This window comes from Ruegeria sp. YTSC192, assembly GCF_059609705.1.
Window position 1 is genome coordinate 26,560 of the sequence record NZ_JBXWMG010000008.1, and the last position, 14,387, is coordinate 40,946.

Sequence of the window (14,387 nt, forward strand, 5' to 3'; positions counted from 1 at the left end):
CTGGTGGGTGCCCGTTCGGTCGTTTGGGTCCGATGAGAGATCGGAGGGCCAACAGGTTGCAACCTCAGGATTGGACCAGAGTTCTCGCACAATACCGCTCACCGAACACTGGACGCAGTGTTTTCGAACTGACAATCACTGTCGTACCTTTTGTCGCGCTATGGGGCGCTGCGTGGCATGCATTGTCCATTAGTGTCTGGATCTCCGCTTCGCTGGCAATATTGAATGCCGCCTTCCTGGTCCGCCTGTTCATAATCATGCACGATTGTGGTCATGGGGCGTTTTTCAAAAGCCGTGTACTTTGTAATTGGACTGGCCGGTTTCTGGGTGTTCTGGCGCTCACACCATATGATGTCTGGCGCCAAACCCATGCAATTCACCATTCTTCAACCGGTAATCTGGATCGGCGCGGCATCGGAGACCTACCGACTTTGACTGTCGACGAATATGTGAACCGCAAGTGGATCGGACGTGCCTTGTATCGCCTGGTTCGACACCCATTGTTCATGTTTGGCGTCGTCCCAATCTATACGTTTTTTATCCTATACCGTCTGCCCGTCGGATTAATGCATGCTGGTTGGCGATATTGGCTAAGCGCAATGGCGACAAACGTTGTGATAGCTACTGTTTTGGGTGGGGTCTATTGGGTCGGAGGTGTGGATGCACTGTTGTTTGTGTTTCTCCCCACTATGTTTTTAGCTGCTTCAATCGGTGTCTGGCTTTTCTACATCCAGCATCAATTCGAGCACACAACCTGGGAACACGAAGAGCAGTGGAAACTACAGCATGCAGCATTCTATGGCAGCTCTCATTATGCCCTACCTGGTCCTCTGCGCTGGTTCACTGCGAATGTAGGTGTGCACCATGTTCACCACATGGCCAGCCGGATACCATTTTACCGGCTTGACGAAGTGCTGTGCGATCACGGTGAACTCGCCGAATGTCAGCGCATTACACTCTATGAAAGCCTGCATTGCGCGCGGCTGCACCTTTGGGACGAAAGCCGACAACGCCTGCTGACATTTACTGAGGCGTTATCGCACGCAAAGCCTGCATAGCTTTCAATGTAGTCTGGCGCGCACGAGGTATGCTTCGATTGTATCCTCACCAAGGGCTCGAACGGCTTCCAGACGGTGGAGGCCCTGGATCAAGACAAATCGCTTGTTATCAATCCGCAACTGGATCGGTGTCTTCTGCCCGTTTATCAAGATGTCTTCTGCCAATGCCAGAACCTTGGCTTGATTAAGGGTTTTTGTTCGTTTTATCGGGACGTAGATCAAGGAGAGTGGATAACTTTTCTTCTCAAGCATAAATCTTAGGTACCTTTTGAGCGTTGTTCCGGGTTTGCTCTCACGGTGCAGGGCAAGTAAAATTCGGGATCACAAAACCGCGCGAACTGCGTTGCTTAGTTCTCTATGCATGATCCACTTCGCTGGCTCGTCTTCGCTTCCGATGTGAGAGAAGGCAAGCACCTGTGCTTCACCATCGTTGTAGCCTTCCTTAGCTTCGGAAACATCCAATTCTAGGTATTCCGCGATCAGAAACCCCGCTTTCTTAAAGACCTTTATGGCTGCTTCGCGGGATCTGTAGCCGCCAACACTCGCCAGTTGTCCGACTGTAATTCCTTCCTTGCCTGCGATTGAGATCGATTTCAGCATCGTGATCTGAGCAGTCGATAACCTGATTTGACGTAGAGCTTCGATGTATTCACTTTCACTCGGTACAAACGTTCCTGAATTTTTTTCTATCCGGCGCTCGGTGCTGCGCCGTCTATCTCTGCCTTTGAGCAATACTTTTAATGCTTCAATTGCCTGTGCCGGAGTGTCTCCGGAAGCGTTGGCAATCATTGCCTGCGTTTTGGCAGGTGGCTTGGGGAACGCACGGGCGACGCAAGTGCCGCTCAATACGCCAGCTTTTATCCAGTACTTTCCGAATTCTTCTTCAGTAATCTCAGAAACGTCTGCACCTCGCGTTTCGCGAACGCTGCGATCCTGGAAGACCCGCTGTTCAAGAGCAGGGACCGCTGCCTGTGATTTTTGACGCATTTTTCTAGAACCCTTCTTACGCATTATCGAAAAACGATAATAGCGATTGCCGCAACGACAACGCTGGCCACGACAATCCGTTTTATTACTGTAGATATTCGATGGGCGCGCTCAGCTTTGAGCAATTTTCCCAGATTTTCGTCAAGAGACTTATGGTTCACAGAATGTCCTTCCTGCATTGGGAGGGTGGTCGATATCCTGGATTCTACTTACCCGGGGTGATTTCGACGCACGTGTCCAATTGACAATTGAATGGCCGGTTGCATTCCCACCCGTCTCTGTGCGCAGGGAGAGTCCTTCATACCGTGGTCGATACCCACGGCTACTGAACTTCGTGCACCCTCGTCACCCAGTTGGCGGGGGTTACATGCTACGATTCTACTGAAGGCCATTAGCTGAATCGAAGTCGGCAGCACTGCGACGACGATTTGATTTCGCCAATGCGCTTTTATGGTTCCTAGCCTGCCCAAAGTCAATCGAATTGTCCGATTGGCGCAATGTTCGCTTTGTCGTCTGATGCGGATCTTGACCGTATCTCTTTCAGCACACTTTACTGTCCCTTCATCTCATCTGTTACCGTGAAACCGCAAGGCTCGGATCACCGAATACCCAACGCGGCAGAAGCGAGATCAAGACAGGCCAACCCGTAGCGTTTGAGTGATATTTGACTTGCTCAAAGTGTCAGCACATTGAGACCGAGAAGACGCCAATGCACCATTACCAGCGGTTCCAAGGCTGTAGGCCGTGCATAATTGAACGAAATCTATTGGGAAAAGGATGTTGTATTTTTTCTCAAAGGTTCCCGTACTTTGCATGCCCTAGCAGATGGGTATAGGTTGGCGTCGGAGTGGCAATGTCAGCTCTGTACACCACATCGCACCCGTTCGTACCTCTCGCAGCATTCGTTATTCTGGGCTCAATCCGAACCGCTGCTGCGGCGCGAATGTGGGTCCGGCCCGGATTGACGAACGGCACGTACCGCCCGCCAACGTGGTTCAGATGTCGATTTGCTCTGCGATGCTCAGCGCATCTTCAAGTTCGACGCCCAAATACCGTACTGTACTGTCGACCTTCGTGTGACCGAGCAAGAGCTGAACCGCACGTAGGTTTCCGGTTTTCCGGTAAATCTCCGCCACTTTGGTCCGGCGCAGGGAGTGGGTGCCGTATCCGCTGGGATCCAGTCCAATCGCGGCTACCCAATCCCGCAGAAGCCGGCCGTATTGGCGCGTTGAGATATGAGGGCGGTCGTGAAACCGACTGGGAAACATGAACCGGCACCCAATCATTTCCGGCGACTTGATCCACGCGGTAATCGTATCCCGTGTGTTTTCAGAGAGTTCGAACTGAACGGGTCGTTTGGTTTTGCTTTGGATCACGGATACCCTTTCGCGAACGCGATCATCCCTGACCAGGTCGGTGACGGCCAGTTTCACCAAATCACATCCACGAAGCTTGCTATCGATCGCCACGTTGAACAGCGCAAGATCGCGCAGGTTCCGGGCCAGTTCGAGCCGCGCGCGGATCGCCCAGACCTGTTTTGGCATGAGCGGACGTTTCTGGCCAATGATCCGACCCTTGTTCCAGGTTCTTCGTTTCGGGGTGACAGCGGGAAGTTGGACTCTTGGCATAGTTTTTCCTCCAATCCCCCCGCCAAACCCAGACATCAGCACCGTACTGACACTTGGATTTTACTGTTGGTTTGAACGGCTGTTGTCCCGTTGTATTTTAAATGGAAAACGCCGCGAATGCACTGAGTCGACCTGAGTCCGAGCTGTACTCGGGCTTTAATAGCTGCGCGTGCTCGCAGAACGATAGATACCGCATTCATCGCTCGGAAACTTGACGCCGACCGAATTTGCAGCCCAACTGAAAGAAACCCGAAAGGTCGCATGACACCCGGACCAAAAAACGGGGCCAAGACCAGGCCTGGCTTTTATCGGGATTATGGTCTGTCAGCGATGGGTGGATTGTACGGCTTTCTTGGCTTCAAGATTGCTGCGTTATGTACGAATGGTCGAAAGTGACGCCGCACTGCATCACGGATTTCTACGCCATTGCAGCAAAATTAGCGCTGCGACCGCACACAGCATGAAAATCAAATTCACGGGATGGGCTCGATGCAGTCGTTCTCTGCTGTTTGCATAATTGGCTGGTCGCAGCCCGCAGCGGACGTTTACAAGGAGACTTTGCTGTTTCGTAGAGCGCAACAAATCCGTCGTTTGTCGAATCTCTTGAGACGAAATCGCAAATGCGTGTTAGCTCCAGACTATGGCAAATACATCTGCTAAAGATCGACCGTCCATCCCCCACGCAGTTGCGGTAATAGGCGTTCTTATTGCTTCGATCTGTTTCGGATTGGTTCCCTACTTCAGCCGCAGTCTAACCGAGCAGGGTGTAGCACCCTATGCTGTGGCATTCTATCGCTACATTGTTGCAGCGCTTCTTCTGCTTCCCGTCCTCATCCGGCACCGACATGAATGGCGAGAGATCACTTGGGGCCTGTCAGCCGGAGCGGTGATGGGACTTGGTTGGATCGGATATGTAACGGCGCTGGAGAAGTTGCCTGCGTCGACAGTCGGCGTGCTTTACATGACCTATCCGGTGTTCACACTGGTCATTGCCTGGGCTGTGTTTGCCGATGCACCGACGCGGCGCGCCTTGTCAGCTGCTGGTCTGATTGTGGTCGCCGCTGTCATTGCTGGCTCGCCCGCGTCAGTTCCTGTGGCGCATCTACCAACGCTGCTGATATCACTTGCCGCTCCTTTCGGGTTTGGTTTCGGAATTTGCGTCCTGGTGCACAGGTTATCCCGGATTGCGCCCTTGGCCCGCATCGCATCAGTTTCTCTGGGGTCTGTATTGGGCCTCGCGCCGCTCATTCTCGGTGCAGAGGTTGGAGAGCTTCTCCCAAGGGATCAATCCGATTGGCTTCTCATTGTGGGTATCGGACTTGTAACCGCTCTGGTGCCCCAGCTTATCTACACAATCTGCTCGCCGGTCATTGGGACTTCCCAAACTGCGGTCGTCGGAAGCATCGAATTACCCACAATGTTTGCCGTGGGATTTCTGGCCTTTGACGAGGCCATCTCATTACCTCAGGCCTGGGCTTGTGCGCTAATTCTGAGTGCAATTGCGATCACAAGAAGCCGAAGAACGCGCACCGTATCTACCGTGCTCACAAGATCACCGAAGCGGTAGTGTTGCACTCGCAATAGTCCTACTTTGCGGCGCCGATCAGGCCCCGACATAATGTGGGCGATGAGGTGGTGCGCACCCATTTCGGCACGTCTTGTTCTTGGTTCAGGTAATGCTAGGGTTTTCGGTAGAAAATACTGAGCGCTATTCGAGGGTGGTTGGGATGGCTGATCCGTTTCAAGATGTAGATGCTGCGGGTGCGGAGTTCATTTCCGCGTTTGCCGACTCGATGGACGCGCGTCAGTCCGATCCCACAATGGAAAAGATCGTTTCAAAGTATCTGGCCAAACTTGAGTTTGCCGAAGGTAGTCTAACCATTGAAGTCGGATGCGGTGCAGGAGCCGTCACGCGCCGCATTGCGGAGAAGGTCAACCCCGCGCGTGTCATTGGTTTCGAGCCGTCTGTCGGCTTTGTGACCGAAGCAAGAGCGCGGGTCGGGGGCTACGACAATGTGGAGTTTGAGGTCGCAGGAGGAGCGTCGCTGCCCCTGGATGATGGCTCAGTTGATAACGTGATAATGCACACGGTGCTTACCCATGTGGCAGACCCGGCGCCGCTTTTGACCGAGGCGAGGCGTGTTCTAAGGTCGGGAGGGTGTCTCGTGGTGTGTGACGCTGACTTTTCGAAAGCGTCCCTGGGAAACTTGTCAAACGATCCTCTGGACGCCTGCGCCAAGATATTTGTGAACGAGTTTGTCACCGACCCATTTGTTGTCGCCAAGTTGCGCGGCCTGGCCTCAAATGCGGGATTCACAGTCGAAGACTTCAGCCTTCAAAGTAGAAGTGTTCTGGACAATGACCAAATGCTCCCCTGGGTCGAAGAGGCTGGAAAAGTGCTGATGAAAAGCGGTGAAATTGGGGAGGATCTGCACAATGGATTAATCGCCGAGTATCGCCGTCGAGCAAGAGAGGGGATACTTTTTGGCTATCAGGTCTTTGCAACACTGATTGCGAGGCGGCCATAAACTCTTGGCATTCGAGTCGCGACAGTAAACAGTTGCCAGCCACAAACTTTGCTCGATAACGATGGTTTAGCGCGCACGGCCGAGGTCAAGTGGCGCATTGTAGAACGATCAACCCTTTTTACGCACCACGACGATAAATTGGGTCATGGAGAAAAAGAAGCGCCCAACTTTTGCAAGGTTGAGCTGCTCGTCAAACCACGATTGCGCAACAACGGGATCAAACTGGTCGTTTGCAACAGCGTATTGCTTGATAAGGTGCATCATCATGATTGCGAGACCATCGGGCTTTAGCCGGTGATCTGTCATTGTGAACGACAAGACATCTTCCACATTGTCGCCGCGAGCCTTTATCAGTGCGGGCAGTCTTTCCGGGAGGGAACCACTCACAAAGTGCTGGTTCCAGGATGTCAGCATCTTTTGCATTCTGTCGGGCTCGTCGCTGAACCAAATCAAGCTGCCAAAGTGTAAATCGCTGATGACGAGGCGCCCGCCGGGTTTAACGCACCGCAGCGTGTCAGCCAATGCACCGTCTACGTCTTCGATGTACTCAAAGACCTGTACCGAGACGGCCTTGTCAGCTCTCTCATCCTCAACGGGCAAGCTATTTGCCGCCCCAGCACGAAACTCCACGTTTGCGTAGTCGCTGCATCGTTCTCTTGCGGCTGCTGTCATGTCAGCGCTTGGGTCGATCCCGATGACATGACCATCCGAGCCAACTGCGCGAGCCAACTCTGCTGTTAACATCCCGTTGCCACATCCGATGTCCAAAATGGTTTCACCGGGAGCAGGGCACAGCGCATCAAATGAAGCCTGTCTTCGCCGCGTCAATTCTGCTCCCTGATAGGCGATTTCAAGTAACTTCGTTGTTTCAGCGTCAAATTTAAGCAACTCACTCCCCCTTACAAAGACCACATGTCCCCAAAACCTTATCAGAAATTGGGTTATCTACGAAAAGCCGGAGGGATCATCGAGGCTTGAACATGGATCTACCAAAATAACTGAATGCGCCGACTTGATCCGACGAATGATTTGACCTCGAGAGCGAAGGACGCATCTGCCGTTTTGTCGGACCAGCTTTTTGTCGTCGTTCGAACGTAAGAACAACATCAATTCAAGGGATGTCGAGACCGTTCTCTCTTCCGAAATCGGTATAGAAGCTGTCACTGCGGCATCGGTTTAAAGTGGCTTCGTCCGCTTCTCTTGGGTCGGTGCCAGGGCTTTGGACACCTGTTCCTTCTATGAAGCGATTCACGAGATTAAAGACACCACAGACCTGGATAGCATCGAACAGCGCGCGCTCTGACCAGCCTGCGGCGTAGACCGCTTTTGCGTCGGCTTCCGTCATTCGTGATGGCGAGACGGTGAGCTTTTCAATGTATGCCAGTAACGGTTTGAGATGATCCTCGACCGGTGCCGTATCACGGTCTTCCATCAGTGCCTCGATTGTCTCGACCTCAATGCCGTAGGCTTTGGCGAAAACGATGTGTGCGCCATGGCAATACGCACAAGCATTCAAGCCCGAGACATAGGCTGCAATCAATTCACGTTGGGCAACCGATAGTTCGCTCTCTCCCCTCATCACCAAGCTTTCGTACGCACAAAGCGGAGAAAGTTTGTCCGGAAAGGCTTGATAAACACTTCCGAGTGTCGCGTTCTCCGGCAGAGATGGAAACAGGCGTTTCATTCATTTCTCTTTCAATCTTGCTTTGGATAACTTTGTCTCAAAGTGATGAACCAACGTAGTTTACGCAATCCTAAAGCAATTCTTGGTTCCGAAAAAAGACTCTGTAGGAAACTGCGAACGGCAGGTTTGCTTGACCGCACCGCACCATGTTCGTCACTTGGTTGAGAGCAACTTTTGGGCCATCCGCTCGACTATGCAAGGTCTGGTTTCGACGCGCTACTGCCGTCTCTGAGGCCCAGTGCTACAAAAGCAGCGGAGGTCTGCTTGGTGGCCGTTTGGCTCTCATTTTCTCCATCGCCATATCCTTCGCTGACCGGCTTTTCCGCTTTGCGACTGTGCGCTGCGCATCAAATGCCGCCTGAAGTTCCTGATCTTTTTCCGAAACCTCTTTTACCGGGGCAGGGGCCGGTTTCGCTTCAGCCAACGCCTTTGCTGTGTCCCTGGCTTGATCTGCAGCAAGATCGAGGTGTGTGCCTTTGATCTTCGGACTATCGCCGCCCAAAAACTGCATGAAATACGGATCTTCGAAGTATCGGATCTTGTTTGCAATCACCGGCATCTTGCCCTCGCGGATCAGAACAACCTCATTTTCAGGCAGTCTGCCAACGTGTTCGGGCCGGAGCAGGCGAATGCCTTCCTCGCGTTCCGATATGCTGCCCATTTCCATTTTACCAAGCGCCCGAGACTTCGACTTGCTCATGACAGTTTTGTCACCGATGGACCTGGACACGTGTTCGCGCACCTCTGAATCTTCGGACGCCGCAAACATCTGCGTCCCGGCATTTGCCAGCATCGCCCGTACACCTTCATGCCCGTAGATGTCCTGCAGACGCGACAGCGTTTGCGAAATCACGATGATCCGACCGCCGAACGATCGCATGGTGTCATAGGCTTCCACAACGCGCTCAAGGTGGCCGAGCCGCTGAAACTCATCGAGCAGCATCAAAACCTTGAACGGCTCATCTGGGCCCGGCTCAACGGTTTCGATTGTGTTCACCAGATCGAGGAAGAACAAGCGAATGAGTGTCCGGAACTCTTTGACCTTTTTCCCCGGCACTGAAAAGTAGATCGAGGTGGGGCGCCGACGCAGATCTTCAAAGTTGATGTCATTGCCCTGCGTCGCTCTTGCCACCGACGGGTTGCGCCAGAGCTGAAGGCCGGAGTTGTTCATAACCGAAATCGTTGACCGCAGGATTTTGGATTCTTCGGCTGCAAGATTCAGGAACTCATCTGCTGCCCGGGCATAACCAACTTCTTCGGCCATCTTTTCATAATCTTTTTGCTTGGTCGTTTTGACCAGGCGCAGGATCTCGGAAATGTATGGCCGCTTTCTTTTGATCGCCAACATCGCAATGGCGCAAAACATGCCTTCGACGCCCCCCATAAAACCCTGTGCGGACGAGCTGGGCGTGTCGAACATCTGGGTTGCAACCTGAATCACTTCTTCCCATCGCCGGTCCAGATTGTCGGCACGTGCTGCGCGGCGCAGAGGGTTGTAGCTGTGGCTTTTGTCGGGGTTCTCGGGATCGAACACGAAAACCTCGTCGCCCATTGCTGCCCGACGCGCGCCGGTTGTCTGGAAAATCTCACCCTTGATGTCCAGGACGACGCAAGATCCATTGAAACACAGGACATTCGGGATCACAAAGCCGCTGGTTTTGCCCGAACCAGACGGGGCAATGAACATCGCGTGCGGCTTTTGGACACCGGGGCCGGGCTTATAGTAGATTGCGTTTTTGTCCTTTGGTTCACCAAATTTGGCAAACACGATTTCACTATCCAGTTTGTCTTTGAGCTTCAGCACCGAAGCATAGCCTTCCCGGACGAGCTGAGGGGCCTTTGCAAAGGTCGCATCACCGTATTTCGTTGAGGGACCACGCAGCGCAGCGGCCACAAATGCAAAGGTCAAAACCCCCACCGCGACCACCGCCACCAGACCCATGATCTGCTGCGTTTCTGCGGGCTGCGCCATGAACTTCTCTGGGATCGTCCAGATGTCCAGCCCGCGAAAGCCCCTAGTGTTGATGTATTCGAGAGCCAGACCGACCACCAACACCGCGCAAGCCGAAGTAGCGATAAAGCCCATTGTACCGGCTATCGCTACCTTCTTGCTTTTTGGTAGATCCTGAAATTCAGCCATCGGTCAGCTCACGTTTGAAGAAGCACACGATGCCAAACTCGGCAGGTACGACGCCGACCATTTCCCAACCGTCTTGCCCGAGCTTCGCAAACTTCTCGCCTGCACTTTCCTCTACCCGCATCAAGACATTACGATACTCAAATTTTTTCATTCTATTTCTCCTTCAGATAAGTTGATCAGCAGTCATCAGGGGCGGAAAAATCACGCCGTTGACCTTCCGTTCGTCACCGATTTTCTTCATGTGAACGATCATGTGGATGGTGGCTCGGATATCATCGACCACCTCTGACTTTTGGACAGTCGGAGATCCGCGCCGGACCATCTTGCTCATACGTCCAATGGCATCTACGGGCGAGTTGGCGTGCATGGTGCAGACAGATCCATCGTGGCCGGTGTTCACCAGTTCCAGGAACATATTCGCGTCGTCGCCTCGGATTTCACCGCAGACGAGGCGGTCAGGCCGTAGCCGCAGCGCCGATTCCAGCAGCTTTGTTGGTGATCGAGGGCCATCTTCTTCGGAACGGTCAGCAAGCAGATCGACAGAATTGGGTTGCTCGATGTTCAGCTCTGCCACTTCTTCAATCGTCACGATCCGTTCGCCCGGATCGACGCGCTTCAGCATGGCATTGAGAACAGTGGTTTTGCCAGACGAGGTGCCCCCGGCAATAATCACGTTCCACTTGCTCTGCATCGAAAGGTCCGCCAGCTCGCCAAAGCTCATTGTGCCCGCTGCGAGGGCAGCACGGGCGTTTTCGAGCGCACTATGATCGTTGTTTTCTGCCAATGCGGCCTCCTTGCTGGCAAAGCTGAACGCCCCAAGATCGACGGTTTTCACGCGGAGCAGGCGGATCGCCACGGACCCCACGCCGGTTGTTGCTGGCGGAATCACGACCTGCACCCGCGCTTTACCCCGCTGTGTCGGCACGTTGGCCGTCGCAATCGGCTTCTTTTCTCCGAATGTCACATCGCTGAAACCGGCCACGCAGCGCCCGATGTTTTCTACATCGTCTCTGTTCAGAGTGATGTCAGTCCTGGTCATGTGCGTTGTGCCCATTTCCTCGACCCAGACCGATCCGTCAGGATTCACAGAAATTTCGCTCAGGCTTTCATCGTGCAACAGATGCGCGATCTTGCCCGTATAGTATTCCAGAAGGCTATTACCGTTCCGCCCGCTCATGTTCTTGTCCTTGGCAGAGCATTTTTTGGAAGTGTGGAGGTTGCCTTCGCTGCCTCTCGGCTTTGCCTCGAACGCGAACGCACCCACATATGATTTATTGATTCCAAAAAGTGCTGAATTTGCTTCAAAAAAGGCCGCTACCGCACTCGATCATGCTGGCAGCGGCCGGAAAGACCGCTGAGGCGGTCAGCTCATTGTCTCGCGCTCAGAAGCTATCGAACACAACGTCGCGCTGCAGGATCGCGTTGATACGACTGCCCTGATCGACAAAGATTGTCGGAGTAATGCGCAGATACTCATCAAGCGCCGCCGCCGTGGCGTTCTGCAGGTTAGACCCCACTTGCGTTGCCAGATCCGTCCGGACCGAGTTGTTGCTATCGCTGTCAGACACCAGCGCCACAGGCGCAATGCCGATGATAGACAACAACGCAGCAGTGCCGAACCGCTTCCCAAAGTGTGTTTTGACCTTGCCGGTTGCACCTGTTCGACCCTGACCGTCCGTGCCAGCCGAACCGATCTGAGCCGACAGACCATCAGGCGTGATGACACGGCTCCAAACGACAGCGATCCTCGTTTGCGCCAGTTTTGTATCAGCGCGGTATTCGCCATAGAGCTTAGATCCGCGTGGCAACAGGAGTCTTGTTCCGTCCATCGAATAGACGCCGCGCGTGATTGTCGCCACCACACTGCCCGGAAGTTCCGAGCTTACGGCCCCGCCAAACACGGCAGTCAAAACCGTGCCCTGAGTCAGCGTGCGCGACGGATCGTCAATGATCGAGGCCCCCACGATGGGCGGATATTCTTCGACCAAATTGTTCTGCCATGTCGTGTTCGGGTTTTCCTGATAGCCGCGCTGTTCTTCAGGCAGGCGAGTGCTTTCCGGCTGAACCTGCACGGGCTGCTGTGCCGGTTGCACGGGCTGGAAAATGATCGGCTGCGACCCACTGTTAATGGGCTGATAATTCTGTTCCTGTGCCATCGCGCTTGACGCCAACGTGACCAGGGCGAGGGTGAGTGCTGTTCTGTTCATCGTCAGCTCCATTAGTTTCTGCCGTATGGGTTTTCATCGAACACGATGCCGTCTGACTGGTTCTGGCGCTCGCGCATCCGCTTGAGTTCTTCGAGCCTGCGCCGTTCGTCCTCGGTCAGACCTTGGGTTTGCAGATGGCTCATACTGGCGAGCACCCGGGCCTCTGCATCCGCAACCGCCTGGGCAAGCTCAGTCTGAAACTTTTTCTCGCGCTCGTCGTACCTGACCTGCAGGCGTTCATTGGTCAGATTGAGGGACGCGATTTCACTGTCCTTTTCAGAAAGCGAAACCTTGGCATCCGTCAGCTCGTCTTGCAGATCGGAAATCCGACCATTCTGTTGCTCGATTGTTTTCAGGGCTTGTTTCAGCCCTTCGGAATCGACCTGCGGCACTGATGCCGGTGTTGCCACCGCTATTTCCTCGGGCAAAGCCTCTGGTTCTGGCTCATCGACCTCTGGCCCCCGTGCGGTCAAAAGCTCGTATCGCTCGCCACCACCTTGTTGCAAAGCGTCAACGCGGACACCCGTGTTCGTGCCTTTGCCTTCGTCGCCCATGACAAACCATACAAAGCCCAGGAACACCGCTCCTGCTATTGCAACGGTCATCAGCTTCTTTGGGTCGAACTTCTTCCGGACACGTTGCGACGGCTGTTCAGCCGCCGCCCGTGCCGCAATTGTCTGATCGCGGTTCATTACTTACTGCCCCCCGGTTTAACTGTCTGTGAAGTGACGGGCCTACCGCTCACACTTGCCTGCTGAAACTCGTCGCCATCGTTTCGAACACAGATCGAAGTGTCCTCGATGCGGAGAGTCCAAAGATCGGAAAGGCCCTGCACCTGGATAATCCCGCGCTCTTTGACTGTGGTGTTCACCATCAGCTCACGTCCATCAGGCAGGACACGGAAGATACCCGGCAGCTCCGCATCTTGTGGGATCTGCATATAGGTGTGAACGCCATCGTCCCAAACGGCGGTAGGCGCAAAGTCTGCTTTGCCCGAGCGCGAGTAGTTTTGGTTCACAAACCGGCCAGTTGGTTTCGGCTCGCTCCCAGCGACTGTGCCACGGCGCGTTGTGGTCCCGTCACTGTTGTTCTTGTTGTAGAACGTGACCCGGAACGGTACTCGCTTGCGTTCGGCGGCGCTCTCGGCTGGAACCAGATAGAAGTTGTATGTCCCGCGATTGGTCAGGACGGTCAGGTTTGAATCCGAGTTCAGGATTTCCGGCTTGAACGCAATAACGCGACCTTCCTGCAGGCGGGTGATCTGAAAACTTTCGGTGTCGCCGGCACCAATGCTGCGAACGGTTTCACCCTGCGGGAAGTGAACATAGGTAATCAGGCGTTCACCCACAGGGATGCGGTACACTTGGTTCTCAACGTAATGGAAATGCGTGATGCGATGATCTGCGTTCTTTCCGTCTGGCGTCGGTGTGATTTCAGCGAGCAGAGGCGTAGAGAATGCCAAAACTGCTGCGGCGGTGGCGGTGAGTGTTTTGAAAGAACGCTGCATCAGATGTCTCCCATTGCGTCTACGCGGTAGTTGGTGACGACGAAGCCGAATGGATTTTCGAGAAGTTCATCCATCGACGTCACGATTTTTTCCTCAAACCCGTAAGTCACTGTGACCACGTAGCGGGCTGAGGCCGTTGCTTGGTTTGGCACGATCAGGGACTTGCGGATCTCGACCTGCACCGTCTCATCGTTGACCGGCGAGACGCCCAGAATTTCGGTCTGCACCTTTGTCTTGGGCGTATAGATTTCGTCAGGATGGTTGTCGTTCGACCCATCCCACAGTTCGCGGTAAGACGTTTCGGCCAGCTCATCAGAACGACGCAGCACCGATTTCAGGCGCTCGTTGTTGTCCTGGACATCATAGGTTTCCCGGTCGCGCACATAATTTGCGACTTCACGGAACGCCATCGCCTCGGATGGTTCCAGTTCTTCGACTTTTTCAGTCAGCAGCACCGGGAGCTTTGTGTCCGGATCAATGGAAAATGGCACTGCGCGGATTTCCTTCAAGGGAAGGAGCATCGCCCAGCCAATAATAGAGGCCACGCCCATTGCCATACCGACCATGCCGAATACCTGCCATTTGAAGGCATCGCGGCGTGCGCCCAGAAAGAGTTCTTTTTCGTGATCTGTCACGTGTGACATTTGC

Annotated in this window: 15 protein-coding genes; 3 read left to right on the top strand and 12 right to left on the bottom strand. The window is 53.9% G+C overall.

Going from position 1 to position 14,387, the window contains the following annotated elements:
• Positions 1-56: 56 nt before the first annotated feature.
• Positions 57-1,058 carry a fatty acid desaturase gene (locus AC2FD8_RS12595; RefSeq protein WP_496856685.1) on the top strand — a complete coding sequence of 334 codons (1,002 nt, stop codon included), beginning with the start codon at positions 57-59 and terminating at the stop codon, positions 1,056-1,058.
• 3 nt (positions 1,059-1,061) lie between these two features.
• On the opposite strand, the gene AC2FD8_RS12600 is transcribed toward AC2FD8_RS12595, so the two are convergent.
• From AC2FD8_RS12600 to AC2FD8_RS12610, 3 genes are all read right to left on the bottom strand, one after another.
• Positions 1,062-1,310, bottom strand: a complete 249-nt coding sequence (locus AC2FD8_RS12600) for a ParB N-terminal domain-containing protein (protein ID WP_496856683.1) — start codon at positions 1,308-1,310, stop codon at positions 1,062-1,064.
• 69 nt (positions 1,311-1,379) lie between these two features.
• Entirely contained in the window at positions 1,380-2,045 is a 666-nt protein-coding gene (locus AC2FD8_RS12605; protein WP_496856682.1) for a hypothetical protein, read from the bottom strand.
• A gap of 995 nt (positions 2,046-3,040) precedes the next feature.
• Complete coding sequence (locus tag AC2FD8_RS12610; protein WP_496856680.1) at positions 3,041-3,673, bottom strand: tyrosine-type recombinase/integrase; 633 nt, start codon at positions 3,671-3,673, stop codon at positions 3,041-3,043.
• 640 nt (positions 3,674-4,313) lie between these two features.
• Here AC2FD8_RS12610 and AC2FD8_RS12615 point away from each other — a divergent pair.
• Complete coding sequence (locus AC2FD8_RS12615) at positions 4,314-5,240, top strand: DMT family transporter (RefSeq protein ID WP_496856678.1); 927 nt, start codon at positions 4,314-4,316, stop codon at positions 5,238-5,240.
• Between the two features lie 109 nt (positions 5,241-5,349).
• A complete protein-coding gene (locus AC2FD8_RS12620) occupies positions 5,350-6,201 on the top strand; it encodes a methyltransferase domain-containing protein (protein WP_496856676.1) in 852 nt (283 codons plus the stop codon).
• Positions 6,202-6,309: 108 nt separating this feature from the next.
• Here the strand turns inward: AC2FD8_RS12620 and AC2FD8_RS12625 are convergent, their stop codons facing one another.
• From AC2FD8_RS12625 to AC2FD8_RS12665, 9 genes are all read right to left on the bottom strand, one after another.
• Positions 6,310-7,089, bottom strand: a complete 780-nt coding sequence (locus AC2FD8_RS12625) for a methyltransferase domain-containing protein (RefSeq protein ID WP_496856674.1) — start codon at positions 7,087-7,089, stop codon at positions 6,310-6,312.
• A gap of 223 nt (positions 7,090-7,312) precedes the next feature.
• The gene (locus tag AC2FD8_RS12630; protein WP_496856672.1) at positions 7,313-7,885 is read right to left on the bottom strand and encodes a carboxymuconolactone decarboxylase family protein; all 573 of its coding nucleotides are present in this window, start codon (positions 7,883-7,885) and stop codon (positions 7,313-7,315) included.
• A 241-nt stretch (positions 7,886-8,126) separates the two neighbouring features.
• Positions 8,127-9,971 (bottom strand): type IV secretory system conjugative DNA transfer family protein, encoded by a 1,845-nt coding sequence (locus AC2FD8_RS12635; RefSeq protein WP_496856670.1) that lies wholly within the window; start codon positions 9,969-9,971, stop codon positions 8,127-8,129.
• Positions 9,972-10,017: 46 nt separating this feature from the next.
• Positions 10,018-10,176 carry a hypothetical protein gene (locus tag AC2FD8_RS12640; protein WP_496856668.1) on the bottom strand — a complete coding sequence of 53 codons (159 nt, stop codon included), beginning with the start codon at positions 10,174-10,176 and terminating at the stop codon, positions 10,018-10,020.
• A gap of 12 nt (positions 10,177-10,188) precedes the next feature.
• The gene (locus AC2FD8_RS12645) at positions 10,189-11,202 is read right to left on the bottom strand and encodes an ATPase, T2SS/T4P/T4SS family (protein WP_496856666.1); all 1,014 of its coding nucleotides are present in this window, start codon (positions 11,200-11,202) and stop codon (positions 10,189-10,191) included.
• 205 nt (positions 11,203-11,407) lie between these two features.
• Positions 11,408-12,232 (bottom strand): TraB/TrbI/VirB10 family type IV secretion system protein, encoded by an 825-nt coding sequence (locus AC2FD8_RS12650; protein WP_496856664.1) that lies wholly within the window; start codon positions 12,230-12,232, stop codon positions 11,408-11,410.
• An 11-nt stretch (positions 12,233-12,243) separates the two neighbouring features.
• Positions 12,244-12,924: a hypothetical protein gene (locus tag AC2FD8_RS12655; RefSeq protein WP_496856662.1), complete on the bottom strand. Its 681-nt coding sequence runs from the start codon at positions 12,922-12,924 to the stop codon at positions 12,244-12,246.
• On the bottom strand, positions 12,924-13,739 hold the full coding sequence (locus AC2FD8_RS12660) for a TrbG/VirB9 family P-type conjugative transfer protein (RefSeq protein ID WP_496856660.1): 816 nt from the start codon (positions 13,737-13,739) through the stop codon (positions 12,924-12,926). Before AC2FD8_RS12660 ends, AC2FD8_RS12655 begins: the two co-directional genes overlap by 1 nt.
• The gene (locus tag AC2FD8_RS12665) at positions 13,739-14,383 is read right to left on the bottom strand and encodes a VirB8 family type IV secretion system protein (protein WP_496815107.1); all 645 of its coding nucleotides are present in this window, start codon (positions 14,381-14,383) and stop codon (positions 13,739-13,741) included. The genes AC2FD8_RS12660 and AC2FD8_RS12665 overlap by 1 nt, the downstream gene beginning before the upstream one ends.
• Between the last annotated feature and the right edge of the window lie 4 nt (positions 14,384-14,387).

What these genes read in the sequence shown, in the direction of transcription:
- AC2FD8_RS12615 (WP_496856678.1), top strand. Translation starts at nt 4,314, where the DNA reads ATGGCAAATACATCTGCTAAAGATCGACCGTCCATCCCCCACGCAGTT.
- AC2FD8_RS12610 (WP_496856680.1), bottom strand. Translation starts at nt 3,673, where the DNA reads ATGCCAAGAGTCCAACTTCCCGCTGTCACCCCGAAACGAAGAACCTGG.
- AC2FD8_RS12650 (WP_496856664.1), bottom strand. Translation starts at nt 12,232, where the DNA reads ATGAACAGAACAGCACTCACCCTCGCCCTGGTCACGTTGGCGTCAAGC.
- AC2FD8_RS12605 (WP_496856682.1), bottom strand. Translation starts at nt 2,045, where the DNA reads ATGCGTCAAAAATCACAGGCAGCGGTCCCTGCTCTTGAACAGCGGGTC.
- AC2FD8_RS12630 (WP_496856672.1), bottom strand. Translation starts at nt 7,885, where the DNA reads ATGAAACGCCTGTTTCCATCTCTGCCGGAGAACGCGACACTCGGAAGT.
- AC2FD8_RS12665 (WP_496815107.1), bottom strand. Translation starts at nt 14,383, where the DNA reads ATGTCACACGTGACAGATCACGAAAAAGAACTCTTTCTGGGCGCACGC.
- AC2FD8_RS12645 (WP_496856666.1), bottom strand. Translation starts at nt 11,202, where the DNA reads ATGAGCGGGCGGAACGGTAATAGCCTTCTGGAATACTATACGGGCAAG.
- AC2FD8_RS12655 (WP_496856662.1), bottom strand. Translation starts at nt 12,924, where the DNA reads ATGAACCGCGATCAGACAATTGCGGCACGGGCGGCGGCTGAACAGCCG.
- AC2FD8_RS12600 (WP_496856683.1), bottom strand. Translation starts at nt 1,310, where the DNA reads ATGCTTGAGAAGAAAAGTTATCCACTCTCCTTGATCTACGTCCCGATA.
- AC2FD8_RS12640 (WP_496856668.1), bottom strand. Translation starts at nt 10,176, where the DNA reads ATGAAAAAATTTGAGTATCGTAATGTCTTGATGCGGGTAGAGGAAAGT.
- AC2FD8_RS12660 (WP_496856660.1), bottom strand. Translation starts at nt 13,739, where the DNA reads ATGCAGCGTTCTTTCAAAACACTCACCGCCACCGCCGCAGCAGTTTTG.
- AC2FD8_RS12635 (WP_496856670.1), bottom strand. Translation starts at nt 9,971, where the DNA reads ATGGGCTTTATCGCTACTTCGGCTTGCGCGGTGTTGGTGGTCGGTCTG.
- AC2FD8_RS12620 (WP_496856676.1), top strand. Translation starts at nt 5,350, where the DNA reads ATGCTAGGGTTTTCGGTAGAAAATACTGAGCGCTATTCGAGGGTGGTT.